This is a genomic window from Fortiea contorta PCC 7126 (assembly GCF_000332295.1).
GTDB lineage: Bacteria > Cyanobacteriota > Cyanobacteriia > Cyanobacteriales > Nostocaceae > Fortiea > Fortiea contorta.
The window spans coordinates 252,070-278,340 of record NZ_KB235930.1 but is presented as its reverse complement, the minus strand read 5'-3'; the positions used below and the strand labels follow the sequence as shown (position 1 = coordinate 278,340).

Below are 26,271 nucleotides of genomic sequence, written 5' to 3'. Positions count from 1 at the left end.
TTAAATTGGACTAAAACTTAATTTAAATCCTCATTATGATCATATGTGTCCTATCTTTAATAAACTGTGATAGTCACGACATTGTTTTTGTTTTGCTCACAAAAAAACAAAATAGAAATATTAGACATTTCTGAAAAAAAAGGGACTAGGAGTTAGGGGTTAGGGGTTAGGGAAAAATATTTTTATGATTGCTTGTGAGTGCGGCTCTTGCAGTCTCTGGCAAAAACCATGATTCTCGCACTGTTGTTGGCGTGAAACAAAAAAATATTGATACAAAAATCTATTATTTCTACAACTTTTGTTAAAGTTAGATTAGCAATTATGACGAATTTTGAAGCTAAGTGTCTTGACTTTTATATAGTCATCTAGTTAGTTTGATAAACTCTGAAAGTTGCCTATCTCTGCGGTGGATTTGACATCATCATTACGAATTGCTTCCTCAGATTTGAGGATTAGGCAAAAAAATAAACCCAGCAGGGGCCAAATACTCAGTACACCTGCCAGGAACTGTCTCATCTTTTCGCCATGTTTGATCAGGTTAGCGCTTATTTGTAGTAAATAATGCTTTATCCCTAAACACCATAACGAAATAGGTGGCGACAGAACGTTAAGAAAAGTCAAGCCTGAGATTAATTTGCTGTTAAATTTAAGCTGTCACCCATGTAATATAATAAAGCGCTTCATATTTCTTAATTATTCGACTTGACTAAAACAATGGCGAGAGATTTGCGGGGATTTATCAAAATTCTGGAGGAAAAAGGACAATTAAAGCGAATTTCCGCTTTAGTTGATCCTGAGCTAGAAATTGCAGAGATTGCCAACCGGATGCTACAAAAGGGCGGCCCTGGCTTATTATTTGAGAATGTTAAGGGTGCATCCTTCCCGGTAGCAGTGAATTTGATGGGCACTGTGGAACGGATATGCTGGGCGATGAATATGCAGCATCCGCAAGAGTTGGAAACTCTGGGAAAAAAGCTGAGTATGTTACAGCAACCCAAACCGCCAAAGAAGATTTCTCAGGCGATAGATTTCGGGAAAGTGCTGTTTGACGTTTTGAAGGCGAAACCGGGACGGGATTTTTTCCCAGCTTGTCAGCAGGTGGTGATTGGCAAGGATGAATTAGATTTAAATAAGTTACCTTTGATACGACCTTATAGTGGTGATGCTGGCAAGATTATCACCTTGGGATTAGTAATTACCAAGGATTGTGAGACGGGAACGCCTAATGTTGGTGTGTATCGTTTGCAACTGCAATCTCAAACGACGATGACAGTGCATTGGTTATCAGTGCGGGGTGGTGCGAGACACTTGCGAAAAGCTGCCGAACGTGGGAAAAAATTAGAAATAGCGATCGCTCTTGGTGTAGATCCGCTAATTATTATGGCAGCTGCGACACCCATACCTGTAGACTTATCAGAATGGTTGTTTGCTGGACTTTATGGCGGTTCAGGAGTGCAGTTAGCCAAATGTAAAACTGTAGATTTAGAAGTCCCCGCTGATGCTGAATTTGTCTTAGAAGGGACGATTACACCAGGGGAAGTCTTACCAGACGGGCCCTTTGGTGATCATATGGGTTATTACGGCGGTGTGGAAGATTCCCCACTAATTCGCTTTGAGTGTATGACCCACCGCCAAAATCCGATTTATTTAACAACATTTAGCGGTCGTCCACCCAAAGAAGAAGCGATGATGGCGATCGCACTTAATCGCATCTATACTCCTATTCTGCGGCAACAAGTCTCAGAAATTGTCGATTTCTTCCTACCAATGGAAGCTTTGAGTTACAAAGCGGCGATTATTTCCATTGATAAAGCCTATCCAGGACAAGCGCGACGAGCGGCTTTAGCTTTTTGGAGCGCTTTACCACAATTTACTTATACTAAATTTGTGATTGTTGTGGATAAAGATATCAATATTCGCGATCCGCGTCAAGTAGTCTGGGCAATTAGTTCTAAAGTAGACCCCACACGAGACGTATTCATATTACCAAATACACCCTTTGATACTTTAGATTTTGCTTCTGAAAAAATTGGTTTAGGTGGCAGAATGGGAATTGATGCTACTACCAAAATTGCTCCAGAAACTGATCATGAATGGGGTTTACCTTTAGAATCAGATCCAGATGTAGCCGCAATAGTTGATAGTAGATGGGCGGAATATGGATTAGCTCAATTGCAATTAGGCGAAGTTGACCCCAATTTGTTCGGCTACGATATGCGGTAATCAATTGTAGGGGCGTAGCTTGCTTCTCCGTTTCGGAGTACGGTTGTTCGCCCTTATTAGTAATTTTAAAAATTAAACCAGATTCCTGAATCAGTGTAGATAGCCACAAAAGTGCGATCGCTTCTCAATTACCCTGAATAATGTTCAGAGAAATTTCCCATTTCTACAGAGGGATTTTCTCACTACTGTTGCTGCACTAGCATTATTTATTAAATTGCACCAGTCGCTTCAGAACTTTTGTCCCCCTATGCGTCGCCTATTTGTTTATATTCTCATTTTGCTACTTTCATTTAGCATAATTACACTGTTTTGGCCGATCAATGATTCACAGTGCAATTCACAAACTTTTCTCACATCAAACATTCCCAAATTCACAGTACAGGCGAGTAAAGTTGTAGTGCAACCGTGGCGGGGTAAACATCATGTGTATGGTATCTTTATGATTCCTGATGAATATAAACAAGCGCCATTTTTTGTGTTATCTGTCAAAGGTGCTGAAAGCGAATGTTCTCAGCCATTTGGTTATAGCCAAAAATATGATGATATCTTTGCTCAACCAGGAACACATTTAATTAGAGACTATATCAGAACTCGCACAGCTTTACGGCTGATTCTCCAAGGTTTATACTGGCAAATTAGCGATCGCCAAAATTGGACTTTAATTTTTCCACAACAATAGACTTCTTACAGAAGTCGGGAACTCTTAACAGGGAACAGAGAGCAGAAAAGGTACTTTTGCAAGAGGTTTAATTTTCATAAGTAATCCTGTTTCACTCGTTACTATTCTTTATAGCGGTTCCCATTCAGATGCGGTACAACATTATATCGTCGCCTCTAGGGGCACGGCGGTGCCCATTGGTGTCAACTTAAGCTAAAACCTTTGTCCCCCAGGCGTTTTACCCCACCCCTTCGTCCCCTCTCCTTGCTAAGGGGAGGGGAGGTTTTGCGCCAGCAAAGCCGGGGTGGGGTAACGCGGATTGTCATGGTAAGTGAGTGAATCCAAAATCGAGTTTTGACAAGGGTTTCACGTTAAGTTGACACTAATGGGCGGTGCCGTGCCCTTACGACTGTGTACCTCATATGACCGAGAATTGCTATAATAATTTAATTGTCGCATTGAGAACAATCTGTGCTGCACCCACAAAAAAAGGACGGTCTATAGTTGCGGGTGTATCAGTTGGTTGATGGTAATAGGGAGTACGCAGATTAGCTGTATCCGTGACCAATACAGCACCCACGCCTTGATACCAGAAAGGAGCGTGGTCACTCCGCAAGGTGTCTGGTGTGAGCAAGCCTTTCAAAGGAATCGGGACTGTTAAGACTGGTGGTAAATCTGCGGTGTTGGCGGTTTGGAAGGTGTTCAGCAAGGGTAAGTGTTCTGTATCGCCCACGACTGCGAGGAAATCGCCTTGCTTCGTGGGGGGTGTTACAGGTAAAGCGGCGGGATACTGTTGACAACCGACTTTGTGACATGCATAGCCTACCATATCCAAGACGATCGCCCCACGCAGATTTTTTAAATGGGCTGTATTGGTGACAAAAGCTTTACTACCTAAAAGCCCGGCTTCTTCTTGGTCAAAAAACGCCAACTGCAAAGTCCGGGGTGGAGAATTTGCACCCAGAAGCCGCGCAATTTCCAGGATGACGGCGATACCGCTAGCATTATCATCAGCACCGGGAGAATTGGCGACTGTATCATAATGGGCTGCGAGGAGAATTGCACCTGCAGCTTGATCTGTCCCCTGGCGTTCAGCAAAGATATTGACACCATGGGAAAACTTTTCTAACTTTGGCTTCCAGCCGAATTTTTGCAGTTCCGTTGTGATATATTTGCGAGTTAGCGATCGCTCTTTCAACGTATAGCGCTGAAAATCCAACTTTTGCACATGATTAAATAGTCTCTCGGCAGAAACTTGTAGCTGATTCTGCATTGGCTGCAGTTGGGGCTTTTGTGTGGGGACACTTTGGACAATTTCTGGTGAGAGCGCTTGGGGAAAAAACGTGCTCCCCCTGCTACCTAACCCCACAACTACTACTAAAACCAATAGCACTAGCCAAATCCATTTTCCCATCTGCATTTATCCTGCTTATCCGATTTTAGATTAACGCGATCGCTATCTGTGACAGCTTGTCTTTTGACAGATACCGCAATTTCACCTAAAGTTCCTTGTGAGGAACTTTAAATACTGATATACCTGTCACCAACTGTTCCCCAACCCCCTAATCTATGCTAGATTTATCGCTAATCATGCTCCTGGGGTTTCTGGGAAGTTTCGGTCATTGCTTAGGCATGTGTAGCCCCTTGACAATGGCGTTTTCTTTGTCCCATCAGCAGAAAACGCCTGATTGGCGACAACAACTGAAATTTCACCTGTTGTTAAATCTGGGGCGACTGTTGAGTTATGCTCTAGTTGGCGCGGGTATTGGTACACTCGGTGCAGTCTTATTAGAAAGTGGATATCTAGCGGGTGTTGGTAGCGACTTGCGCCGTTGGATGGCGATTATTACTGGTGTGATGCTGATTTGGTTTGGGCTAGGACAAGTCAGCCCCAAACTTCTACCACGAATTCCTCTTTTACATCCATTCCTACAAAAAAGTTTACACGATCGCCTGAGCACAGGCATGGTCAAACTTTCCTTACAAACTCGGTGGTGGACGCCAGCACTCTTAGGTGTAACTTGGGGTTTAATGCCTTGTGGTTTTTTGTATGCTGCTCAAATTAAAGCTGCGGAAACTGGAAGTGTAGTTATGAGTGCAGCCACCATGCTAGCTTTTGGCTTGGGAACACTACCGACAATGTTAGGTGTAGGCGTCACTGCATCTTTAGTCAGTCAAGATAGACGCAGCCAATTATTTCGCTTGGGTGGATGGGTAACGTTAATCATTGGCATCATCACCCTGTTGCGGACTGGCGACACCATGGTTGATTATACCGGACACGCTGCCCTAACTTGTTTAATATTATCCTTGATTGCTCGCCCCATCAGCAATTTTTGGGCTGCACCGCTGCGTTATCGTCGTGTTCTGGGGGTGGGGGCTTTTGTGTTATCAGTGGTTCACACCACCCACATGATTGAACATGCTTTGCAATGGAATATTGCTGCTTTCGTGTTCTTACCACCAGAATTTCAGTGGGGCATGGCTGCAGGTGTTATAGCATTGATCTTAATGACTCCAGCTGCTGCCACGAGTTTCGACTCATTGCAGAAATCTTTGGGTAAATATTGGCGACAAATTCATTTATTGAGTGTACCAGCTTTGCTCTTGAGTGCCGTTCATGCTCTGCTGATTGGTTCCCATTACTTGGGTTCCTTACAATTAACTTGGGGGAATAAATTAGCCGCTGCGTTGATGGGAGTTGTTACCCTCGGTGTCTTGCTGGTGCGTTGGCGCTGGTTTTGGTCAAAATTAACTCTAGAAAAGTTTTATGTTCCCCCAAGTAAGTCGCGGTAAATCTGCTCTTGGTTTTGTGATGCTGTTGACATCTGGTATTTTCATTGCTGGTGTTGACAGTGCAGTTGCTCATAAAGTGAAAACAGCCGCAGATGTTGGTGCTACTATACATATTGAACCGAATGATCAACCCCGCTCCGGGGAAAGTGCTAAAACTTGGTTTGCTCTCACTCGCAGAGGTGGAAAAGCCATTCCCCTCAAAGATTGTAATTGTCAATTGGCAGTTTATGCCGAACCCCACACCCCAAAAGAGCCGGCGCTACTGTCACCAACTTTAAAACCTGTAGTCGCAGAACGCTATCAAGGTATCCCAGGGACAGAAATTACCTTTCCTAAACCCGGAATTTATCAACTACAACTAACTGGTAAACCTGCATCAGGAGCAAATTTCTCACCCTTTAAGTTCAACTTTCAAGTCACAGTAGCCGCTGGCGCAGCTGTAGACTCTACTGCACAAAATTCGCCAAATGTCAACAATGAGCAAGAGAATTCATCTCGACAATTGCCATTGTGGGCGATCGCTCTTTTAACTGTACCCATCATCGGCGGTTTGTTTATGGTACTCAAGGGCGTGAAGAATGAAAATAGGCAATGAGCATAGCGGGAATTAATAGATTTTTTTAACGCAAAGGTACGCGGAGAGAACTTGCGTGCGCGGGTTTCCGAGGCAGTGCGTTGCGGGGGTTACCCCCGTTGAAGCAACTGGCGTCGCGGAGGTTTTTTTGATAATTCGCTTGTAGCTTTTGAGAGTAATGGGGAGATAGGGAGAGGATAATTTACCTACTCCCTATTCCTCAATCAATTATTGATGGCGCTGTTGATGCCATTGCCAAGCATGGACGACAATATCCTTAATGTCTGGATATTGGGGTAGCCAACCGAGAATTTTTCTAGCTTTCTCACCACTACCAATTAAAGCTGGGGGATCTCCGGGACGGCGATCGCATTCTTGCACTGGGATATCAATTCCGGTAACATGTTGAGCAGCTGCAATCACTTCTCTGACTGAGAAGCCTTGACCATTGCCCAAGTTGAAGACTTCACTATCGCCACCCTTTAATAAATATTCCAAACCTAAAATATGAGCGTCTGCTAAGTCACTGACATGAATATAATCACGAATACAGGTACCATCAGGGGTGGGGTAGTCAGTACCAAAAATAGAAATTGATTTGCGTTTACCTAAAGCAGTCTGCAAGACTAAAGGAATCAAGTGAGTTTCTGGGTTGTGGTCTTCACCTAATAAACCATTGGGATCAGCGCCTGCAGCATTAAAATAACGGAAGCGCACTGACTTGAAATCATAAGCGACATCAAAATCAGCCAAAATCCGCTCCACCATCAACTTGGTCGCACCATAAGGATTAATGGGATTTTGGGGATGATTTTCGGGAATGGGGATAATTTCCGGTACACCATAAGTAGCACAAGTAGAAGAAAAAACAAATTTCTTTACAGAAGCCGCTACCATCGCTTCCAATAGCGTCAGCGTCCCCATCACATTATTGCGGTAATATTTAGCCGGGTCGGAAACCGACTCACCCACGTAAGCATAAGCCGAAAAGTGCATGACTGCGGCAATATCGCGGGTTTGAAACAGATGATCCAACAAAGCGCGATCGGCAGTATCGCCTATTATTAGTTCCACCTGCAATACTTTTTCCACTAAATCCTGGTGTCCATAGACCAAATTATCCAGGATAACTACGTGATAACCAGCGCGTGACAGAGCCAGAACTGTATGGGAACCAATATATCCAGCTCCTCCTGTCACTAAAATAGTGGGCTTGACGGGCGACATAGGTTTTCCTTGTGAATTGTCAACTACTCAATTAATTTAATTTACGGGTGCCTCATTACTCATCTGGAAAATTGCAAATATATAGACGCACTGGCGAAAAATTGCACTAAAATCACTACGACGGTAGTCTTTGGGTGTGAGGTTTGATGTATTTTAAGTCAGGTAACGGTGCGATTACAATTTGACACGCAAATAAATCGACTCCCCGAAACCTCTAGGCTGACCGCAACAGAACATTTGAGAGTTCATCTATGTTTAGAACACTGACCCTGATACTAGTGTGGCTGTTGATTGGCACTATCGCATACTCTCTGTTCCAGAGGTTCTATCCCAAGGGGACTTTTTTGGGGCGAGTGGTTTTGGGAGTGTTATTCGTCATTTTATTGCTGGCGTTTGTCAATCCAAATGACCCAGCAGTGTTGTCTTTGTGGCGACTGATATCTTTTCCCCTCAAGCCTTTGGGTGCGTCGGTGCTTTTGTTGATTTTTGCGGCTCAAAGGATTAAAGGTGGCGGAATAGACGGCCCTGGGGGATATTTGCTGGGGTGGGCACTGGCTATTTTAATGCTATCAAGTACGCCGGCGATCGCTTATTTTTTAGTTAGGTCGCCCGTCGCTATGATCAGTGAACCACAATTAGTCACTCAACAAGTCGTCCCCAATTTCCAGCTAGCGTCTGCTGTCGAGCAGGCAGCTCCTACCCCTGGAACTTTGGTAGCATTAAGTACGGCAAACCCAGTCAACAGCATTTCTGATATCGCGGGAGATAAAATCCTCCCATCTACAAGTCTCAATCAAGTTACTCTGTCCTTCAATTCCCTGAAAGTGACAGTTCCTCCTTACCTCCTCCAAAATCCGCAAGAAATTCGGACACGGGGGTTAAGACCTGAAGACTTCGTACCCAATGCAGAAACACTACAGCTCACAACCCAAGTTTGGGACAGTTATTTGAGTCAGATTTATGGTTTCTTGCGTGGTCGTTAATCATCAGGTGCAAAAGATTAAAAGCTTCATACCCTTGCGGATGGAGTTTTTGGAAATGGGGTAAGGGCGTTCGGGGAAGAGGAAAAAACTCATTACCCCTAACTCCCAGCCCCTGACTCCTACACCCTTAACTTTTCACTGTTTTTCAATGGCGAAATCTCGACGTCTTGCTCAACTCGGTGCTTACCTCCGCCCACACTGGCACGAAACAGCCTTTGGCATTATCGCTTTATTCTCTGTTAATGCTATTGGTATTTATATACCCTGGTTGATTCGCGCTGGTGTTGATCAACTTTCAAAAACTTTCAACTGGCAACAATTACTAAATTCTGTAGTAATTATTATGTTGCTCAGTTCGGCGATGTTTTTTATCCGTATGGCTTCGCGCCTGTGGATATTTGGAGTGGGACGCCAGGTAGAATTTGATCTCAAACAGCAAATTTTTCAACACCTACTGAAACTGGAGCCGTCTTATTTTGCCACTAATACTGTGGGCGATTTAATTAGTCGCGCCACCAGTGATGTCGAAAATGTCAAGCGGTTGTTAGGTTTCGCCGTACTGAGTTTAGCAAATACGTTCTTTGCCTATGCGCTGACAGTACCTGTGATGTTGGCGATTAATGTGGATTTGACACTAGCGGCTCTGGCAGTATATCCCTTGATGTTCTTGTTAGTGCATCTATTTAGCAACCGCCTCCGCCGACAACAAACAGCAGTGCAAGAGCAACTCTCTGATATGAGTGAATTAATTCAAGAAGATATCAGCGGTATTGCTCTGATTAAAATCTACGCCCAAGAAGAAAATGAGCGTCGAGCCTTCGCCCAGAAAAATCAGCAGTTATTAGCGGCTAACTTGGAATTAGCCAAAAGCCGCAATACTCTCTTTCCCCTGATTGGTGGATTAGCTAGTGTCAGTTCCTTGGTGATTATTTGGTTAGGAGCGGCGCGAATTTCTGCCGGAACTTTAGCTGTAGGTGACTGTCTGGCGCTATTAATTTATGTAGAGCGGTTAGTTTTTCCCACCGCTTTGTTAGGATTCACCATCACCACCTACCAACGGGGCGAGGTGAGCATTGACCGCTTAGAATCGATTCTGGCGGTGACACCAAAAATTGCGGATGATCAGGAAGTTATACATCTTCCCCAGTCGGAAGTAAAAGGGAAATTGAGCGCGAAAAACTTCAGCTATACTTACCCAGGTGCAGCGAAACCAGCGATCGCTGATGTTAACTTTACTATTAATCCTGGGGAAACAGTAGCAATTGTCGGGGCGATTGGTTCCGGGAAATCTACTCTAGCCAACGCCCTACCCCGACTGTTAGATATTGAACCAGGACAGTTATATTTAGACGATTTTGATATTACCAACATAGCATTGGCAGATTTAAGAGGTGCGATCGCCTATGTTCCCCAAGACAGCTTTCTTTTCAGCACCACTATCAAAAATAATATCCGTTACGGCGACCCCGTGAGTGAACAACAAGACGTTGAAGCTGTCGCCCAATTATCCCAAATTCACCCAGAAATCCAAAACTTTCCCCAACAATATGAAACCATAGTCGGAGAACGTGGCATCACTCTTTCTGGTGGTCAGCGTCAACGTACCTCCCTCGCTAGAGCCATGCTCATCGATGCTCCCATATTAATATTGGATGACGCCCTCTCCAGCGTCGATAATCAAACCGCCACACAAATTCTCAAAAATCTTGCCCAAGGCGTCCAGCGCAAAACTATCATTTTTATCACCCATCAATTATCCGCCGCAGCCACCGCCGACAGAATTTTTGTGATGGACAAAGGTCAAATTGTCCAAATGGGAACTCATGGAGAACTTTTGCAACAAGCAGGGTTTTACAGAAACTTGTGGAGCCAACATCAAGTAGAAGAACTACTGCGTTAAAATTTTTTGTGTCAAACAAGAATGCTGAATTCAAAATTCAGAATTAATCTGCATGTAGAGACTTTGCTTTTGCTTCGTCTCTACAAAATTTTAGTATCTTGCAAAATCATTTTCACCACTCAAATATAACCCCTAACCCCTAGCCCCTGACCCCTCAACAAACTAAACTCAGTAAATCTATGGAATTTTTACAAAGCTTTTTCGCTGAGGGCTTCTTTATTCCCCACGGACATTGTTATCTTTGGAAACCAAATTTGGTATGGCTACACATCATCTCTGATTCCTTAATTACTTTAGCCTATTACTCGATTCCGATTACCTTAGTTTATTTCGTCCAAAAACGAGAAGATTTACCATTTAAATGGATACTCTTACTATTTGGTGCATTCATCGTCTCCTGTGGTACAACTCACATTATGGAAGTGTGGACATTATGGCATCCCACCTACTGGTTATCCGGTGCTATTAAAGCAATTACAGCCGCAATTTCTGTGTACACAGCTATTATTTTAGTACCGATAATTCCGCAAGCATTAGCTTTACCCAGTCCAGCCCAATTAGAAGTAGCAAACCAACAGCTTAAAGCCGAAATTAATGAGCGAAAAATTGCCGAAAATGCCCTAAAAAAAGCTAAAGCTGAGTTGGAAATTAGAGTAGAGGAAAGAACATTTGAATTAAAACAAGCCATGACACAATCGTTGATAACTGCAACCAAAGCCCAAGAACAAGCCACACAACTAGAAACCGCTCTCAAAGAACTCGCAAACACCCAAGCCCAACTAATTCAAACAGAAAAAATGTCTTCTTTAGGTCAATTAGTCGCTGGTGTCGCCCATGAAATTAATAACCCTGTTAATTTTATTTATGGTAATAGCATCATCGCTAATGAATATGTGGAAAATTTACTACAACTCATTGCACTTTATCAAGATAAATATCCTCAACAAGAAGTAGAAATTCAAGAATTTATCGAAACAATCGACCTGGATTTTATTAATAAAGACTTACGAAATATATTATCTTCAATGAAAATGGGGGCAGACCGCATCAGCGAAATAGTTGTATCATTGCGAAATTTTTCGCGCCTAGATGAAGCAGAAATGAAAGCAGTTGATATCCATGAAGGTATTGATAGCACATTGTTAATTTTAAAAAGCCGTCTGCAGGGAAATGCAGATAATCCCGATATTCAAGTTATTAAAAATTATGGTAAATTACCAGCAATTGAATGCTATCCTGGGCAATTAAATCAAGTATTTATGAATATACTGACTAACGCCATTGATGCCATAGATGGCTTATCATCTCTGCATAAAGATGCATCAATTCCCTACCAAGGAGAAATTATTATTCAAACTGAAGTTATAGATAATAATCAAGTCGTAATTGGGATTACAGACAATGGCTGTGGTATGACCGAAAATATCAAAGAAAAAATGTTTGATCCATTTTTCACAACTAAACCCGTCGGCTCAGGTACAGGCTTAGGAATGTCAATTAGCTATCAAATCATCAGCCAACATCATGGCGATTTAAAATGCACATCTACACCACTCCAAGGCACAGAGTTTTTAATTCAAATTCCCATTTTTATGCATTTGGAAAAGATGAAATCTGAAGTCTGAAGTCTGAAGTAAATAAGATGTAGTTTGGGTTGAAAAACGTAGACCTGCAGGTTTTTAACGCAGGATAACCCAACATTTTCGCGGCTAGCCTAAGCGCCTCTATTTCCTAACCCCTAATCCCAACAAAATGTACAATAATAAAACGAGAAACGCTATATAATTTATGTTATGCAACTGCTATAATTGGATTTAATTGACTGCTAAATTAAATAAGTTAGCCAGAATCAACCTAATCATATTACCAGCCATAAACAAACATAAAATCCTGTCAAATAACAAATAATAAATACCAAATAAAAAATGACTATTGAATATTTACTAGAAGTAGAAAATGTTCATGCTGGATATATCAAAGATGTAGACATTCTCCAGGGCGTCAACTTTCGGGTGGAACAGGGAGAAATAGTTACAGTCATCGGCCCCAACGGTGCTGGTAAATCTACTTTAGCGAAAACTATTTTTGGGCTTCTCACTCCCCACACAGGTACAATTACTTTCAAAGGTCAGAATATCGCTGGGCTAAAGTCAAATCAAATTGTGCAGCGGGGAATGTGCTATGTCCCACAAATTGCTAATGTCTTTCCTTCCCTCAGCGTCGAAGAAAATCTAGAGATGGGGGCTTTTGTTCGCAGCGTTCCCCTCCAACCCCTAAAAGACAAAATTTTTGCCATGTTTCCTAGATTAAGCGATCGCCGTCGTCAACGAGCTGGTACTCTATCTGGAGGGGAGCGTCAAATGTTAGCGATGGGTAAAGCTTTGATGTTGGAACCGAGTTTATTACTGTTAGATGAACCCTCCGCCGCTTTATCCCCAATTCTCGTCACACAAGTATTTGAGCAAATTGTGCAAATCAACCAGGGTGGTACATCGATTGTATTGGTAGAACAAAATGCCCGTAAAGCCCTAGAAATGGCTCATCGCGGCTATGTCTTAGAATCGGGACGCGACGCCATCTCCGGCCCTGGTCAAGAATTGTTACATGACCCCAAAGTAGGCGAATTATATCTGGGCGCTGGCAAGAAGCATTAACAAAGGTGGGAAGGTAAGGGAAAATCACTCTTGCCTATCCTCAATCATTAAATCACTCTTAAACAGTCTCGCATAGTACTCTCGCACCCTACTCAAGTCTGATATCTTCCTGGCAACAATGAAACTGTTGTTGGTTAGATTGATGAGTCGAATTAATGGATTTGTAGGACGGCGTGATTTTTTAAAGTTGGCTGGTTTAGCCTGTGTTACAGCTACTGGCTTGAGTTGTAGTCTGCTGTCAGATAGAAAGCAAGCAGTAATTGCGGATGTTCATTCAACAAACCCTAATCCAGTTCAGGGGAATCAAGCTTTAAAACGCCTACTAGACGGTAATCAAAGATTTAGTCAACAAAACCGTAAATATCCTGACCAATCATTAGCAAGATTACAATCAGTCGCCAAAGCCCAGTATCCGTTTGCAGCAATTTTAGGTTGTGCTGATTCTAGAGTACCTACCGAATTAATTTTTGATCAAGGAATCGGTGATTTGTTTGTGGTGCGAGTGGCTGGTAACGTAGCTACAGATATAGCGATCGCTAGCCTAGAATATGCTACATCAGTATTAGGCTCACAGTTAATTGTAGTTTTGGGTCATCGCCGATGTGGTGCTGTTGCAGCAGCTCTTAAAAACGAAGAACTCCCTGGTAAACTTGGCTTGATTGTTGACAGTATTAAACCAGCAGTAGAACCCGTCAAAAAAATTTCCGCTAATCTCAATGAAAATGCAGTCCTAGCCAATATTAAATATCAATCAGCGAAATTGCGTCAGAGTTCAATTCTACAGCAACTGCTACAAGAAAATAAATTACAAATTGTCGGTGCTACTTACGATCTTGATACTGGTAAAGTTACTTTGACTGCATAATTTTGTTGTTTAAAAAATAAACAACTTAAAACTTAACATTTTCGATGATTGTATTATTCCATAGCTGGAGTGGTTACACCAACCATAGATAAATACCATAGCAAACCCTAGTATTACTGTATGGTAATTCTATTCAATCTTGATAACTAACTTTGGTATTATTTCTACAGTAAGTAAATTTTTTCATCCTTAGTTGTAGTCGCACATTAACTCTGCTACCTCAAACAGCAGCGGCTTGTTTGCGAACTAAATTAATACAGTTCAGTTAAGTCGGAAACGCTTTGTACAATCGTTGCATTGCCATGTCTCTAGCGACATCAATCAACACCAAAAAGCCTTAACTGAACCGGATTGCGGCATCAATTTGTTGTTGATAAACACAACTTAGGATGAACCTAATCGATAAAATTAAGGTAAAACGATGACTCGAATTAATGGATTTGTTGGGCGTCGAAATTTTTTCAAATTAGTGGGTGTGGGAAGTGTTGGTATTGGAGCCACCGCTGCGGCTAGTGGTTTATTGTGGGGAGAAGATTTAGCTGTAGCTCAACAACCATCTAATACTAATGTTGAGCAAAGACCAAAACCACTAAATCCACAAGCAGCTTTAAAAAGCTTGAAAGAAGGAAACGCAAGATTTGTAGACGGAAAAACTCTCAATCCTAACCAATCAAAATTACGTTTACAAGAAACATCCGTAGCTCAATATCCCTTCGCTGCGATACTAGGTTGTGCTGATTCGAGAGTACCTGCAGAAATTGTTTTTGATCAGGGACTTGGAGACTTATTCGTTGTCAGAGTAGCTGGTAATGTCGCTAGTCAAACAGCTATAGGTAGCCTAGAATTTGCTACAGCCGTATTAGGTGCTCAACTAATTGTAGTTCTGGGTCACGCAAGATGTGGTGCAGTAGCAGCTGCTGTTAAAGGTGAACCACTTCCGGGAAGAATCGGTGTGTTTGTCGAAGAAATTAAGCCAGCAGTCGAAAGAGTGAGAAATAAAACTGGTAGTTTAGAGGAAAATTCCATCATTGCCAATGTGCAGTATCAAGCACAAAAATTGGGAGAAAGTTCAACAATTTTAAGAACTTTAATCAAGGAAAATAAACTGCAAATCGTTGGTGGTCGCTACGATTTGTCTACAGGAAAAGTCACATTGGTAACGTAAAAATTTAGATTCCAGTTAACTGTAGTGGATTATTTGAGATAGGGGTGAGCATTGCTGACCCCATTTTTAACGTAACGAGGAAGTCCCCACCCTCAATGTACCCATAGGATTGAACAGTATCATGTTCCCTGTTCCCTATCGCCTACCATATAATAATCTCCGTTAAAAGTTGGGGCGTTGATGACCACGGTCAACTTCCACCAGCAGCAATTGCAAACATAACTTAACAACTTAGCAAGTCGGGCGTCATTTTCCGTTAGTATTAATACTCGCCGCTCCCAAAGCAAATTGCTATGCTTAATCCTAACTTGGATGAAATTCAGTTAACTAAAGACGATTACGAGCGCTATTCCCGCCACCTAATTTTGCCAGAAGTTGGACTGGAAGGGCAAAAGCGCCTCAAGGCTGCTAGTGTATTGTGTATCGGTACAGGTGGATTAGGTTCGCCACTACTTTTATATTTAGCCGCAGCTGGTATTGGACGCATCGGCATTGTTGATTTTGATATCGTTGATACTTCCAACCTGCAGCGTCAAGTAATTCATGGTACATCCTGGGTGAACAAACCCAAGATTGAATCTGCAAAAAACCGTATTCATGAGATTAACCCTTATTGTCAGGTTGATCTTTATGAAACTCGCCTAAGTTCAGAGAATGCCTTAGATATCCTCCAGCCTTATGATGTCATAGTGGATGGTACTGATAACTTCCCCACCAGATATCTTGTTAACGACGCTTGCGTATTGCTGAATAAACCCAACGTCTACGGTTCAATTTTCCGCTTTGAAGGACAAGCCACTGTATTTAATTACGAAGATGGCCCCAACTATCGTGACTTATACCCCGAACCACCACCACCAGGGTTAGTTCCCTCTTGTGCAGAAGGCGGCGTTTTGGGAATATTACCAGGAATTATTGGTGTCATCCAGGCGACGGAAACAGTCAAAATTATTATTGGCAAGGGTAACACCCTCAGCGGACGACTGCTGCTGTACGACGCCTTAAATATGAAATTCCGGGAATTAAAATTGCGTCCTAACCCCATCCGCCCGGTGATTGAAAAGCTGGTAGACTACGAACAATTTTGCGGGATTCCTCAAGCCAAAGCTGCAGAGGCGAAACAGCAAACAGAAATTCAAGAAATGACGGTGTTGGAATTAAAGCAATTGTTAGACAGTGGTGCAGATGATTTTGTACTGCTGGATGTCCGCAATCCTCATGAGTATGATATCGCCAAAATTCCCGGTTCTGTGTTGGTACCTTTGCCTGAGATTGAAAATGGTAACGGTATCGCTAAGGTAAAAGAAATACTCAACGGTCATCGCCTAATTGCTCATTGTAAAATGGGCGGACGTTCCGCTAAAGCCCTCGGCATTCTCAAAGAGGCAGGGATTGTCGGTACAAACGTCAAAGGTGGAATTACCGCTTGGAGTCGGGAAGTTGATTCCTCGGTTCCAGAGTATTAATTTTTGAATAGGGAATAGGGGAGGTGGGGAGATGGGAGTGTGGGAGGTGTGGGAGGTGTGGGAGGTGTGGGAGGTGTGGGAGGTGGGGTGATGGGGTGATGGGGAGATGGGGTGGTGGGGTGATGGGGAGATGGGGTGATGGGGCGTTGGAGGATGAAACGTGAGCCTTTGAACCTCAAGCGCGAGCCTTTGAACCTCAAGCGTCAGCCTTTGAACCTCAAGCGCGAGCCTTTGAACCTCAAACGTCAGCCTTTGAACCTCAAGCGTGAGCCTTTGAACCTCAAGCGTGAGCCTTTGAACCTCAAACGTGAGCCTTTAAACCTCAAGCGCGAGCCTTTGAACCTCAAGCGTGAGCCTTTGAACCTCAAGCGTGAGCCTTTGAACCTCAAGCGCGAGCCTTTGAACCTCAAGCGCGAGCCTTTGAACCTCAAGCGCGAGCCTTTGAACCTCAAGCGCGAGCCTTTGAACCTCAAACGTGAGCCTCTAAACCTGACGCTTTAATCCCCCCATCCCCCCATCCCCCCATCTCCCCATCCCCCCATCCCCCCATCCCCCCATCTCCCCATCCCCCCATCTCCCCACACCCCCCACACTCCCCACACCCCCCACACTCCCCATCCCTCATACCCTATCTTTCGCTTGAGGAACAATTCCACTTTTTTGTAACCCTACATCGATTTCCTTGAGTAATTTAAAATCTTTTTCAGGTAACGGATAAGTGTTACTCTCGAATAAACCTGCGCTGACGGCTGGTTGTTTTTCTAAAAAAGAGAATGCTTGTCTAAATTGATGCGGTTCTGATTTGATGGGTGCGTCAAAATGACAGGGAATAATCCATTGAAAATCCCAACTCGCTACTTTTTCAGCCCAGTCGATGGTTGCTTTCGGGGCGCGGTTGAGGATGAGGGTTTGTAGAATTGGGGCGACAAACAAACGCCCATTACCCCGCAATGCATCAAATGAGCGTTGCCAGTCTGGTTGCCATTTGAAGGGAAACAATCCAAAATAGTTTTTAAGCGATCGCTCTGGTGCTTTGAAAGCATTCAGCATTAATTGACCCAATCCGACAATATCCAGCACACTCGGTCGAAAATATAAAGCAAACAGCGAAATTCTTTGCCATCCTTGACGGCGGTTTGCTTGAGTGTCGGCAACAATATCTGCGGCTTGATCCTTAGCGTGGAATAATAAGGGATATGGATCTAATTGCACGATCGCTGGTGGTTCATCTGGTACTGAAATCACGATATCTGTGACTAATAAAGTGTGCGATCGCTTATGCAAGAATACCACCTCTGCAAAGCTTCCCGGCCCTAAATTAATCGCATCCAAAATCGCATAATCAAACTCATCCGCAAAAGGCGCTTGGCTACTATCTTCCGGGAGTATTTGTGTCCGTCCTAGTGGTAAGCCCAACCAGCTCAACGGTAAATTGAGCGGGAAACTCCACTGATGCGGTGCTACAAATATCTGCGCTTTGGGAAAGCATCTGGCAAAGGGCCCAACAAAAACTTTATGCTCTAATCCAGAGATAGTAGGCAAAATGATGTACTTGACATCACCATATTCTGTCACCAATTCATTGACTAATCGGATACATTCTGGCGTAGGTGCAACAGGCGCATAAATCAATAGCCCACCACCATCGAGCTTAACAACAGTCATGCGAATCGGCACAACCACATATAAAATTCCTTGTAATTGGTCGAAAGTCCAGATGGTATTTTTAACTACTTCTTTGCGAATTGTGCGCCTTCTCCCGTAAGGATAAATTGGGAGTGTAAACCAGAAGGGCCAGGAAAAGTCATTTGGCATTTATTATTCTTGTTTGGTTATTAGTTATTTGTTATTTCTCCGCATCTTCCCATTGGCAAGTTTTGATAAATCTGACTTGAGAGATAGGATTTATAAAGAAAGTAGGATTTTAGGAGTAGTTCCCTGTCTTTGCAATTTATCAACATTTCTCCCTCAAGTCTTCAACCTCCTGCAGGTTTAATTGTCTGCTTACACGGTTGGGGCGCTAATGCTGAGGATGTAGCATCGCTATCACCGTTTCTTAATTTACCTGATTATCAATATATTTTTCCCAATGCGCCTTTTCCTTACCCTTATTCTCCGTTGGGTAGGGCATGGTATGACCTAAGATCAGAAAATATGTATCAAGGGTTGCCAGAAAGCCGGCAAACGCTGACAAATTGGTTGCAATCTTTAGAAGCTAGTACTGGTGTGCCTTTATCACGGACAATTTTAAGTGGTTTCTCTCAAGGCGGGGCGATGACTTTAGATGTGGGCTTAAATTTGCCTTTAGCTGGCTTAGTATCCATGAGTGGTTATTTACATCATGATGCAGTCAGAGTCAATCAAAGTAATTTCCCTCCTACCTTGATCATGCATGGCAGAAACGATCAAGTTGTACCACTGTTAGCAGCTTTGAAAGCTAGACAAACTCTAGAATCTTTGGGAGTTGCTGTAGATTACCAGGAATTTGATATGGGCCATGAAATTAGTCCGGAAATGTTGGGATCGTTACGAAATTTTGTAGTGACTACCATTGGTTAGTCTTTATCCCATTTTTTTGTAAATTCTGTTACAAATTTGGGAAAATTTTAGCAAACTCATGCCATCTAATGAGTAATATATATTGGGTAGTTGCATTAAGCGCAACTCAACTCATGCTGGATGCCAATGCTGCAAAAGGGAGGGGCAAGCATTATGAAAACTCTAAGCATTTCCAAAAAAGAAATTGCTGCCATGACTACGGTAGAAGTGGAAGAGTTAGCTACACGTCTGGAACTAGACAATTACAGCAATGCTTTTGAGGGTTTAAACGATTGGCATCTACTACGAGCGATCGCTTTTCAGCGTCCAGAGTTAGTTGAACCCTATATCCACTTACTTGATTTAGAACCCTACGATGAAGCTTAGATAAATTATGAAGTGCGTAGACGCGAAGCGGTGAGGGAGTCGCAGGCTAGGATGAAGTATGAAATTATTTAACTTTCAACCTTCATTCGTCGCCCCATTATCTCATGTCTGATCTGCAAACTCAACAGCAACAGCCAAGGGTTTTAATCGGTGTCAGCGGTGGTATAGCTGCTTACAAAGTATGTGAAGTGGTTTCGCAATTGTTTAAAACGGGTGTAGAAGTGCAAGTCATTCTCACCCGTTCTGCACAAGAATTTATCACGCCGCTGACTTTCGCTACCCTATCTCGTCACCAAGCATACACAGATGAGCTTTTTTGGCAACCAATTCACTCGCGGCCTTTGCATATTCATTTGGGTGAAAACGCCGATTTATTAGTGATTGCGCCCATGACTGCAAATACACTAGCTAAATTAGCCTGGGGAATGGCTGACAATTTGCTCACCAATACTGTCTTGGCTTCCACTTGTCCTGTGTTGTTGGCGCCAGCCATGAATACGGATATGTGGGAACAAGTGACAGTACAGCGAAATTGGCAACAGTTATTGACAGATCAGCGGTATCATGGACTGAATACAGCATCAGGATTGTTAGCGTGCGATCGCGTTGGTGCTGGAAGAATGGCAGAACCTCCAGAAATCTTAGCTTATATCCAATCTCTGTTACACACCAGAGGACGGCGAGATTTGGCGGGTAAGCAAGTTTTGATTAGCACTGGAGGGACGCGAGAATATCTTGACCCGGTGCGGTTTATCGGCAACCCCTCCACAGGTAAAATGGGGTTGGCTTTAGCACAAGCTGCACTCCATCGCGGAGCAAATGTGACTTTAGTACACGGGCCAGCCAGTTGGAATCCGCCCTTGGGAGTCCACGCGATTCCTGTAATCAGCGCCGCACAAATGCAGCAAGTCATGGTAGATTATTTCCCAAAAGCTGATGTGATTGTCATGTCGGCGGCTGTGGCGGACGTCAAGCCCAAAGATTATAGCCCAGAAAAATTGCCCAAGCGATCGCTTCCCCAAAGCTTACCCCTAGAACCAGTAGCAGATATTGTCGCCCACCTAGCGCAACTCAAACAACCCCATCAGCGGTTAATTGGCTTCGCTGCACAAACTGGCGATATTGTCAAGCCTGCTTGGGAAAAACTGCAGAATAAAAAATTAGATGTGATTGTCGCCAATCCCATCGACCAACCAGACAGCGGTTTTGGGAGTAACAATAATCAAGCCATATTTTTAGATGCTCAAGGGCGACGTAGAGAAATTCCGCTTGGCTCTAAATTGCAAATGGCACATTATTTATATGATTTTATTAGATAACAATAGAAAGCATAAATTCTCAAGCTTCATCACTCTCAATATTTTCATCCAGCGCCTTCTGAATCGCTTGTCTGCAGAACTCAGGAGGATTCTCCTGTTGCTGTATTTTTTCTTTCATCTTTTTCGTCATCCGAATATTCATTTTTTCAATCAATGGTTCATCCCGGTCGGTGGTAAATGGTTTTAAGCTTTCTGGATGACCTTTAGGGTTAGGCATTGCGTATATAATGATCGATTTGATAGGAAGATGTAGAGTGCGATTAGAACGAATAAATTCTCAAGCTTCATCACTCTCGATATTTTCATCCAGCGCCTTCTGAATCGCTTGTCTGCAGAACTCAGGAGGATTCTCCTGCTGCTGTATTTTTTCTTTCATCTTTTTCGTCATCCGAATATTCATTTTTTCAATCAATGGTTCATCCCTAGTTGACTGAATTGGTTTCAAATTTTCCGGTGTTCCTTTAGGATTAGGCATTGTTGAGAAATATAAATAAGGCTTGAATCTTTTGGAAGTCAAACATTAGAGTGTTTAATTGGTGGGTAACTTCTGGCAAGAAACTTTACCCACCGTGTCCACTTTTCGAGAATGAACAATCTTATTTTATGTTCACAAGGTCAGAACTTGAAATCAAGACCATCGAGGAACTGCGTAATTTATGCCGTCGGTATGGTGTCAAGCCAACGGGTAACATTGGTTACAAAATTTCTCATATCGCCCCTCTGATAGCATTTCCCACCCTAGCACTCAAACAAATGCAAGAAAACAGGGGGTTAAAATTTCCTAGTTTCGGTAGTTTTCAAGAAATGGAAATAGCACTCGACGAGATGGGAACGCCGACAGACGAACAAATCGCGTTAATTAGGATATCCCTTGAGGGTAGAAGAATGAGCTATCCGCACAGATATCAGCAAGAAAAATTATTGAGCTTGTACAAAGCTAAATTATCCCTCGAAGAAGTTATCCGACTTCTCAACCAGTGTAAATAAATTAGGTTTAATTATTTGTAGGATGGGTTAGCGAAGCGTAACCCATGCGGTACGATAGGCTGATGCGTTACGTTGGCACCAACGCATCCTACATTTAATTCCGCAACCCTCAGCGTACCTCCGCGTTAAAAAAAATACATCGTGCAACTTCACGAAGAAACAGTATAAATCATTAAACCTCATCAAAACCAATCGCAAAGCAGTACAAAACTACTTAAAAAAAGTAAATACTAGAAAGTTAACGTAAATAGCTACACAATAAGCTAGAAGTATTGATTTGACGTAATTAAACCGGATTGGAGATGTTGACATCAGAAACTTCGATCATTGCTACGATCCTTTTGGTAGCTCTAGGAATTTTAGGTTGGGGCTTTTATCGCGCCAGACCTTTTGGGAATCTGGGAGTCCTGGCTTGGTTACAGTCGGTGGTATTGATGGCTCCCTGGCTGTTGTTCTTTGGATTATTTGCTGCTGGTATTTATATCAACATAGTGGGTGTGTTGTTTTTGGTGGTGGTTTCTGCTGGGTTGTACATCTTCTTGGGAAAAAGATTACGTTCTGAGGGACAAGATGCAATTCTCAAGCAGCGCGCCACAGAAAGGCTAGCGGCTGAATCTGCGGCTGACGGAAATTCAACACCCTCAGCAGATATCGCTGAACTCAAAGCCGAACCACCCTCAATTCCTGACGATGATTTGCAAAAAATCAGAAGCATTTTTGGGATTGATACATTCTTTGCCACAGAAGCGATCGCTTACCAAGAAGGTGCTATTTTTAAAGGTAATCTCCGAGGAGAACCAGAGGCAATTCACGCTCGTCTGAGTCAGAGTTTGCAGGAACGCTTGGGCGAGCAATATCGCCTATTTTTAATTGAAAATATAGACGGAAAACCTGTGGTCATTGTCCTACCCAGTCGCAATGACCCGCGCCCAATGTCGTTAGCTCAAAAAGCATTTGCGGCTATCTTGTTATTAGCAACTATTGGCACTAGTTTAGAAGCCGCAGGTATATTGCTGAATTTTGATTTATTTTCCCAACCAGAGAGATTTTTAGAAGTTTTACCGATTAGTTCTGGGATATTGGCGATTTTGGTAAGTCATGAAATCGGTCATTGGTTGTTAGCGCGACGTCACCAAGTCCGTTTGAGCTGGCCTTTCTTCCTTCCAGCGGTGCAAATTGGCTCTTTTGGCGCCATTACTCGATTTGAATCGCTGTTACCCAACCGCAAAGCGTTATTTGATATCGCTTTAGCAGGGCCAGCAGTTGGTGGGATTATTTCTTTATTAATGTTGATTCTCGGATTACTGCTTTCCCATCCTGGGAGTTTATTTCAAGTACCCAGTGAATTTTTCCAAGGTTCCATTTTAGTAGGTAGCTTGGCGCGGGTGGTGTTAGGTTCGGCTTTACAGTCGGCTTTAATCAACGTCCATCCTTTGGTGATTATTGGTTGGTTGGGGTTAGTCATCACTGCTTTAAACTTAATGCCAGCAGGACAATTAGATGGTGGTCGCATTATTCAAGCGATTTATGGTCGGAAAACCGCTGGACGGGCGACCTTTGCAACTTTAATTCTGCTGGGGATAGTATCACTTGCTAACAATCTAGCAATGTATTGGGCGATCGTGATTTTATTATTACAACGGGATTTAGAACGCCCCAGCTTGAATGAAATCAGCGAACCCGATGACGCCAGAGCTGCTTTGGGTCTTTTAGCTCTGTTTTTGATGATTACCACTCTCCTTCCCCTGACTCCCGCTTTGGCTGGGCGTTTGGGAATTGGTGGATAAAGAAGGGGATGGGGTATTGGGTTCGGAAATTCAATGCTCCATCCCTAATATCCGCGGAAATTCAACAGCATTACTGATGTAAAACAATATACTTGCTCTTCAAAATAGAGGAAGTGAATTTGTGTGCATCTATGATATTTAACAGAATTCTGAAAACGGCTGCAATTACTGCTATAACTGCATTTAGTCTTTTATTTACTGCAAATGCTGTATTAGCTGATTACTTGAGCAGCGAAGGAGGCGGCGGTAATTACCGCTACGAGTTATGGTCTGATGGTAATAATGGTTACTATTTAAAAATTTGGCGAGAGGAAGCAAGTAAAAATAGTGCTCCCTACAGAGTAAGTGGAAAATTTGACTCTAGTAGGGAGGCACTGGTTTATTTTGATTGCTATTATGCTGAGAAAAGTTTGCCAGAATGTCCGCGATAATTCAATACGGTTGAATTAAGGATTTTTGGTATTGATTTTGATGTGTGTGGAGATGTTGCTTGTGCTTCGTCTCTACAACCAAAATATATTTCCCCAAAATTCACCCCTTTCTCTTCAGACTTCAGACTTCAGACTTCATACTTCATACTTCCTACGGTTTCCAACCTGTGAGTAAATTGGGATAAACTACGGGTGTGGGAAAGATTTTTTGGAAGCCAACTTGGCGCTCTTGGGACTTTTCTTTGCTCAAATTCCAGAGAGTTTCATAGAAAAAGAATGATACACCAGCAAAGTTGCGATCGCGCGCTTTTTGCACTTGGGTTTGAATTTGTTGCATGGGTATGGATTTGTTTTTCAGCCCTGTTAAAATACCAATGCTCACAGGAATATGACGTTGTGCAGCTTTCACTTCTGGGTATTCTAACTCGCTGACAAAAACATTCAAATCATCTCGATAGATTTGCAAAACTAAGTCTTCAATAATTCCCATGCGTTCCCATTTTTGCCAGTCTGCTAAAAAGAAATCATAGGAGAAACGCTGGGGATTAGGCGCAACGGAAACTAAACAATTTTTTTTGGTGGCTTTAATGGCGGTGAATACCCGCTTCATAAATTCGGTGATTTTGCTGGCTCTCCAACGCAACCATTCTGGATCTTTAGGGTTTTTAGAGGGCGCTTGACCGCGGTGTTCTTGTTTATAAAGCGCTACTGTATAAGCATCATAACCTAATTCTGAAGGTAAGCCGAAATGGTCATCAAATTGAATACCGTCGATGTCGTAGTTGTTGACAATTTCGATGATTAAATCTTGGATAAATTGTTGCACTTCGGGACGAAAGGGATTGAGCCAAACGCGATCATGTGTTCCTTCTTTGACGATGCGACTTCCATCGCTGCGATTGGTGAGCCATTGGGGACGATTTTTAGCCAGTAGGGAGTCAGCAGGAGCCATGAACCCAAATTCAAACCAGGGAATAACCGTCAATTTTTTGTTATGTCCCTCATCGACAATTTCTTTGAGAATATCCCGTCCTTGTAACCCTGGTGTTGGGTCGATCGCTCTGCCGATAACATTTGCTGCTACTTTACTAGGGTAGAGTGTGTAACCCCAATTCCAAACTGCGGGATAGACGGTGTTGAAATTGAGTTCACTCAACCGTTGTAAAGATTTTTTAAGGCGATCGCGCTCAAACAACACATCACTATCAATATTGGTTAACCATACCCCTCTTAATTCGGCTGTAGAGGGTCTAGAAGGAGAATTTTGAGCATTTAAAGGTAAAGATACCATGACGGTAGTTACCAAACTCACAGCAACCATCATGGCAAATAACGCCCGCTTCAGGTTTTGGTCAACCTTCCACCCAAAAACCTTGATACACGACTTGAAAATTCTCTTGATCATTGACTACAGGCGGCATTAAATATCAATGATGACTAGAATAGCTGGATTAAGGTTGCATGTTGGTTATTTGTTACTTTCTCATCTTTTACCAGATTACACTTTAATCACCACGCTGATCTGCATTTACCACTAATACGGGGTGATACACTACACCCTCATTTCTTTAATTGTGCGTAGGATTACTACAGAACTCCTAATAAAGTGTTATTTAAAAATCCCCAAAAATACCTTGGGTAAAAACTATACCGGAGAACTAAACTAAAATCACTAAGCTAGTTTCTAAACTAAAGGCAGAGTTTCCGATGATCAACAGCTTAAGTAATCAACAAGAAAGCGTAGCCAACACCACTGCAGCTACGAAAAGGCTAGCAAGAGCGTTGATGGTTTCTGCTGGAGAGTTTTCATTGATTTTAGCTTCTTGTAATTCTTTGCATCGCCAACAGCAAATCCTCAATTTGCTCACAGATTTTTCGTCGGTAGATATGCAAGAAATTTATCTTTTACCAGAAACTGAGACGCTTTATACGACTATCGCTGCTAACATTAACTCAGTTCAGCCCGGCGCTTTGGTGGTACTAGGTTTAGAGTCGGTGGTCAAAATCAATCAACTGATCATCAGTACCAATCTGATGCGAGATGAATTCCGCAAAACGTTTCACTGTCCTTTGGTGTTGTGGGTCAATGATGAAACTCTGCGTAAATTAGTTTGGTTAGCACCTGACTTGAAAGACTGGGCAGCTAGTACTATTAGATTTGATACGGCTAATCATGGGGTTGCTCGGCAAATATTGATCGCTTGATCCTGTCTTGAGTCTTGATGTATAAAATTCAGGAACAAATAACAAAAGTTTCAGCGTCTGTCTTCAAATCTGCTTCGGAAGACAGACGCTTATTTGTCTGGAAAGG

The 26,271-nt window shown here is 42.8% G+C and carries 27 protein-coding genes; 19 read left to right on the top strand and 8 right to left on the bottom strand.

Features of this window, described 5'->3' with window-relative positions:
- Positions 1–714: 714 nt before the first annotated feature.
- Entirely contained in the window at positions 715–2,223 is a 1,509-nt protein-coding gene (locus MIC7126_RS0101355; RefSeq protein ID WP_017651320.1) for a UbiD family decarboxylase, read from the top strand.
- 247 nt (positions 2,224–2,470) lie between these two features.
- Entirely contained in the window at positions 2,471–2,902 is a 432-nt protein-coding gene (locus MIC7126_RS0101350) for a hypothetical protein (RefSeq protein ID WP_017651319.1), read from the top strand.
- A 415-nt stretch (positions 2,903–3,317) separates the two neighbouring features.
- Here MIC7126_RS0101350 and MIC7126_RS0101345 read toward each other — a convergent pair whose 3' ends face one another.
- On the bottom strand, positions 3,318–4,295 hold the full coding sequence (locus tag MIC7126_RS0101345) for a M20/M25/M40 family metallo-hydrolase (protein WP_026099953.1): 978 nt from the start codon (positions 4,293–4,295) through the stop codon (positions 3,318–3,320).
- 155 nt (positions 4,296–4,450) lie between these two features.
- On the opposite strand from MIC7126_RS0101345, the gene MIC7126_RS0101340 reads away from it, so the two are divergent.
- Positions 4,451–5,677, top strand: coding sequence for an urease accessory protein UreH domain-containing protein (locus MIC7126_RS0101340; protein ID WP_026099952.1), 1,227 nt, complete (start codon positions 4,451–4,453; stop codon positions 5,675–5,677).
- Positions 5,652–6,272 carry a hypothetical protein gene (locus MIC7126_RS0101335; RefSeq protein WP_017651316.1) on the top strand — a complete coding sequence of 207 codons (621 nt, stop codon included), beginning with the start codon at positions 5,652–5,654 and terminating at the stop codon, positions 6,270–6,272. Before MIC7126_RS0101340 ends, MIC7126_RS0101335 begins: the two co-directional genes overlap by 26 nt.
- Before the next feature lie 207 nt (positions 6,273–6,479).
- On the opposite strand, the gene galE is transcribed toward MIC7126_RS0101335, so the two are convergent.
- Complete coding sequence (gene galE / locus MIC7126_RS0101330; protein ID WP_017651315.1) at positions 6,480–7,478, bottom strand: UDP-glucose 4-epimerase GalE; 999 nt, start codon at positions 7,476–7,478, stop codon at positions 6,480–6,482.
- A gap of 251 nt (positions 7,479–7,729) precedes the next feature.
- Between galE and fraI the strand changes: the two genes are divergently transcribed.
- The 7 genes from fraI (at position 7,730) to moeB (ending at position 16,511) form a co-directional block, all read left to right on the top strand.
- On the top strand, positions 7,730–8,461 hold the full coding sequence (gene fraI / locus MIC7126_RS0101325; protein WP_017651314.1) for a septal nanopore formation protein FraI: 732 nt from the start codon (positions 7,730–7,732) through the stop codon (positions 8,459–8,461).
- 148 nt (positions 8,462–8,609) lie between these two features.
- Complete coding sequence (locus MIC7126_RS0101320; protein ID WP_017651313.1) at positions 8,610–10,361, top strand: ABC transporter ATP-binding protein; 1,752 nt, start codon at positions 8,610–8,612, stop codon at positions 10,359–10,361.
- 179 nt (positions 10,362–10,540) lie between these two features.
- Positions 10,541–11,986 (top strand): sensor histidine kinase, encoded by a 1,446-nt coding sequence (locus tag MIC7126_RS0101315; protein WP_017651312.1) that lies wholly within the window; start codon positions 10,541–10,543, stop codon positions 11,984–11,986.
- Positions 11,987–12,286: 300 nt separating this feature from the next.
- Positions 12,287–13,015, top strand: a complete 729-nt coding sequence (locus MIC7126_RS0101310; RefSeq protein ID WP_017651311.1) for an ABC transporter ATP-binding protein — start codon at positions 12,287–12,289, stop codon at positions 13,013–13,015.
- A gap of 142 nt (positions 13,016–13,157) precedes the next feature.
- On the top strand, positions 13,158–13,880 hold the full coding sequence (locus MIC7126_RS0101305) for a carbonic anhydrase (RefSeq protein ID WP_026099951.1): 723 nt from the start codon (positions 13,158–13,160) through the stop codon (positions 13,878–13,880).
- Between the two features lie 421 nt (positions 13,881–14,301).
- Positions 14,302–15,045, top strand: coding sequence for a carbonic anhydrase (locus MIC7126_RS0101300; RefSeq protein ID WP_017651309.1), 744 nt, complete (start codon positions 14,302–14,304; stop codon positions 15,043–15,045).
- Positions 15,046–15,338: 293 nt separating this feature from the next.
- A complete protein-coding gene (gene moeB, locus MIC7126_RS0101295) occupies positions 15,339–16,511 on the top strand; it encodes a molybdopterin-synthase adenylyltransferase MoeB (RefSeq protein ID WP_017651308.1) in 1,173 nt (390 codons plus the stop codon).
- Here the strand turns inward: moeB and MIC7126_RS31075 are convergent.
- Positions 16,508–16,690, bottom strand: a complete 183-nt coding sequence (locus MIC7126_RS31075) for a hypothetical protein (RefSeq protein ID WP_154655799.1) — start codon at positions 16,688–16,690, stop codon at positions 16,508–16,510. The genes moeB and MIC7126_RS31075 overlap by 4 nt on opposite strands.
- Between MIC7126_RS31075 and MIC7126_RS31740 the strand changes: the two genes are divergently transcribed.
- Positions 16,665–17,012: a hypothetical protein gene (locus MIC7126_RS31740; protein WP_017651307.1), complete on the top strand. Its 348-nt coding sequence runs from the start codon at positions 16,665–16,667 to the stop codon at positions 17,010–17,012. The genes MIC7126_RS31075 and MIC7126_RS31740 overlap by 26 nt on opposite strands.
- On the opposite strand, the gene MIC7126_RS32180 is transcribed toward MIC7126_RS31740, so the two are convergent.
- Positions 16,995–17,129, bottom strand: coding sequence for a hypothetical protein (locus tag MIC7126_RS32180; protein WP_274517482.1), 135 nt, complete (start codon positions 17,127–17,129; stop codon positions 16,995–16,997). The genes MIC7126_RS31740 and MIC7126_RS32180 overlap by 18 nt on opposite strands.
- A 3-nt stretch (positions 17,130–17,132) precedes the next feature.
- Entirely contained in the window at positions 17,133–18,326 is a 1,194-nt protein-coding gene (locus MIC7126_RS0101280; RefSeq protein WP_017651305.1) for a DUF4336 domain-containing protein, read from the bottom strand.
- A gap of 129 nt (positions 18,327–18,455) precedes the next feature.
- On the opposite strand from MIC7126_RS0101280, the gene MIC7126_RS0101275 reads away from it, so the two are divergent.
- The 3 genes from MIC7126_RS0101275 (at position 18,456) to coaBC (ending at position 20,755) form a co-directional block, all read left to right on the top strand.
- Entirely contained in the window at positions 18,456–19,070 is a 615-nt protein-coding gene (locus tag MIC7126_RS0101275; protein WP_017651304.1) for an alpha/beta hydrolase, read from the top strand.
- Between the two features lie 153 nt (positions 19,071–19,223).
- Positions 19,224–19,436, top strand: a complete 213-nt coding sequence (gene isiD, locus MIC7126_RS0101270; RefSeq protein ID WP_026099950.1) for a protein IsiD — start codon at positions 19,224–19,226, stop codon at positions 19,434–19,436.
- Positions 19,437–19,540: 104 nt separating this feature from the next.
- The gene (gene coaBC / locus MIC7126_RS0101265) at positions 19,541–20,755 is read left to right on the top strand and encodes a bifunctional phosphopantothenoylcysteine decarboxylase/phosphopantothenate--cysteine ligase CoaBC (RefSeq protein ID WP_017651302.1); all 1,215 of its coding nucleotides are present in this window, start codon (positions 19,541–19,543) and stop codon (positions 20,753–20,755) included.
- A gap of 19 nt (positions 20,756–20,774) precedes the next feature.
- Here coaBC and MIC7126_RS0101260 read toward each other — a convergent pair whose 3' ends face one another.
- Together MIC7126_RS0101260 and MIC7126_RS0101255 are read right to left on the bottom strand one after the other, a co-directional pair.
- Positions 20,775–20,972 (bottom strand): hypothetical protein, encoded by a 198-nt coding sequence (locus tag MIC7126_RS0101260; RefSeq protein ID WP_017651301.1) that lies wholly within the window; start codon positions 20,970–20,972, stop codon positions 20,775–20,777.
- Positions 20,973–21,032: 60 nt separating this feature from the next.
- Complete coding sequence (locus MIC7126_RS0101255) at positions 21,033–21,230, bottom strand: hypothetical protein (protein ID WP_017651300.1); 198 nt, start codon at positions 21,228–21,230, stop codon at positions 21,033–21,035.
- 128 nt (positions 21,231–21,358) lie between these two features.
- Between MIC7126_RS0101255 and MIC7126_RS0101250 the strand changes: the two genes are divergently transcribed.
- The 3 genes from MIC7126_RS0101250 (at position 21,359) to MIC7126_RS0101240 (ending at position 23,960) form a co-directional block, all read left to right on the top strand.
- Positions 21,359–21,742 carry a hypothetical protein gene (locus tag MIC7126_RS0101250; RefSeq protein ID WP_017651299.1) on the top strand — a complete coding sequence of 128 codons (384 nt, stop codon included), beginning with the start codon at positions 21,359–21,361 and terminating at the stop codon, positions 21,740–21,742.
- 302 nt (positions 21,743–22,044) lie between these two features.
- Positions 22,045–23,529, top strand: a complete 1,485-nt coding sequence (locus tag MIC7126_RS0101245; RefSeq protein WP_017651298.1) for a site-2 protease family protein — start codon at positions 22,045–22,047, stop codon at positions 23,527–23,529.
- A gap of 113 nt (positions 23,530–23,642) precedes the next feature.
- Positions 23,643–23,960, top strand: a complete 318-nt coding sequence (locus MIC7126_RS0101240) for a hypothetical protein (RefSeq protein WP_238553588.1) — start codon at positions 23,643–23,645, stop codon at positions 23,958–23,960.
- Positions 23,961–24,111: 151 nt separating this feature from the next.
- On the opposite strand, the gene MIC7126_RS0101235 is transcribed toward MIC7126_RS0101240, so the two are convergent.
- On the bottom strand, positions 24,112–25,281 hold the full coding sequence (locus tag MIC7126_RS0101235) for a glycoside hydrolase family 10-like protein (RefSeq protein WP_017651296.1): 1,170 nt from the start codon (positions 25,279–25,281) through the stop codon (positions 24,112–24,114).
- Between the two features lie 386 nt (positions 25,282–25,667).
- Here MIC7126_RS0101235 and MIC7126_RS0101230 point away from each other — a divergent pair, with 386 nt between their 5' ends.
- The gene (locus tag MIC7126_RS0101230; RefSeq protein ID WP_017651295.1) at positions 25,668–26,165 is read left to right on the top strand and encodes a hypothetical protein; all 498 of its coding nucleotides are present in this window, start codon (positions 25,668–25,670) and stop codon (positions 26,163–26,165) included.
- Positions 26,166–26,271: the final 106 nt, after the last annotated feature.